Raw genomic sequence first — 1,294 nt, forward strand, 5'->3', positions numbered from 1 at the left:
TTTTGCCATCCATTCAAAGAAAGCAATTTTGCTGACCTTGATAAGCCTCCCCCTGCGGAACGCCGGAAAGCCGGGGGTGTGTACCAGCTCATAGGCGCTCGCTCTTGAAATTCCCATAATCCGCTGAATGTCCGCCACATCCAGAACCAGCGGTAAATCCTCGTAGCTGTTCAATCTCTTTTTATCGTTCATTCTGTTCCTCCCATAAATCAAATAGGTTAAAATGCTTCCTGTTGCCGTTCTCCCCCAAAGCCGTTTTCCTGCCCCATTCCTGCGGTGTTTCCCTGCATTGGTGCGCCGAATGCGTCACTTCTCCTGCCGGTCATATCCCTTTTGGACGGTCATTCACTTGTCAAGGTACTGTGTGGCACGAAATTACCAACTGCAATCATCATAGCGGACTATCCTTGACAAAACAATGCTTCTGCGATACCATGAGTGTAACGGATATAACTAAATTATATAATTACCATAAACAAAGGCAGGGGATAGGGATGGAGAATCAGTTTATACGGCATGAGCCATGTTTTGAGAGGATTTTGTTTGTCCTGACGCTGGACAGGAAGAAAATGAAAGAGCGGATTTTGATTGGGGAAGAACAGCAGATCCGCTTCCGTCTGAACGGGGGCCAAAACGCAGAGGTGCTTTGTGATATGACACGCCCACTGGGAACTTTTTTGATAAACTTTGAGCGTGACACGGACAGAGACTGGAACTTATACGGGCTTTCTCCGCTGCGGCAAGCTCTCCACTCCAACCGATGGAAACAGCCGGAGCTGGAGCAGGCGGCAAGCGAATTTCTTTGGGAGAAATATCTTAGCAACGACCCTCTGAAAATGTATGTGGCGTTCCGTATCTGGAACAGCTATCTGCTTGCCAGAGAACCTCGTGACCGTAACGCTGCCTGTGACCGCTTCATGGATAAAATGAGCAGCCTGACCGGGGTATTCCATAACGAAACCATGATCTTTGACAGAGAAACAGGAAAACCGAAACATTTTCAAACTGGCAGCCTTTATTTCAAAGGCGCACCGTCAGAAGATACCCGGCTTGACCTCTGGTTCCCGGACAACCGGCGCACAGAAGAATGTGTGTCTGCCTATGCGTCCCTCTACCCCTTGATTACCTATTATCTGAACAGGCTGAATGACTGGGGGCTTTGCTTCCGGCAGTGCAAGGTCTGCGGGAAATATTTTCTGGCAAAGAGCCAGCGGTATGAGCTGTGCAGCGACAAGTGCCGAAAAGTACAGGCGCTTCAAAACAAGCGGGAATTTGACGAGAGGGCAAGAGAAAA

At 48.9% G+C, this 1,294-nt stretch carries 2 protein-coding genes; one reads left to right on the forward strand and one right to left on the reverse strand.

The window, feature by feature from the left end; all coding sequences use genetic code 11:
- A partial coding sequence (locus DWW33_RS15435) for a helix-turn-helix domain-containing protein (protein ID WP_243088697.1) occupies positions 1-192 on the reverse strand: 192 nt, incomplete at its 3' end.
- Positions 193-494: 302 nt separating this feature from the next.
- Between DWW33_RS15435 and DWW33_RS15440 the strand changes: the two genes are divergently transcribed.
- Positions 495-1,294: hypothetical protein (locus DWW33_RS15440; protein ID WP_118639825.1), on the forward strand; the 800-nt coding region annotated here is incomplete at its 3' end.

It is taken from the genome of Roseburia sp. AF15-21, from assembly GCF_003479505.1.
GTDB classification, from domain to species: Bacteria; Bacillota; Clostridia; order Lachnospirales; family Lachnospiraceae; genus Roseburia_C; species Roseburia_C amylophila.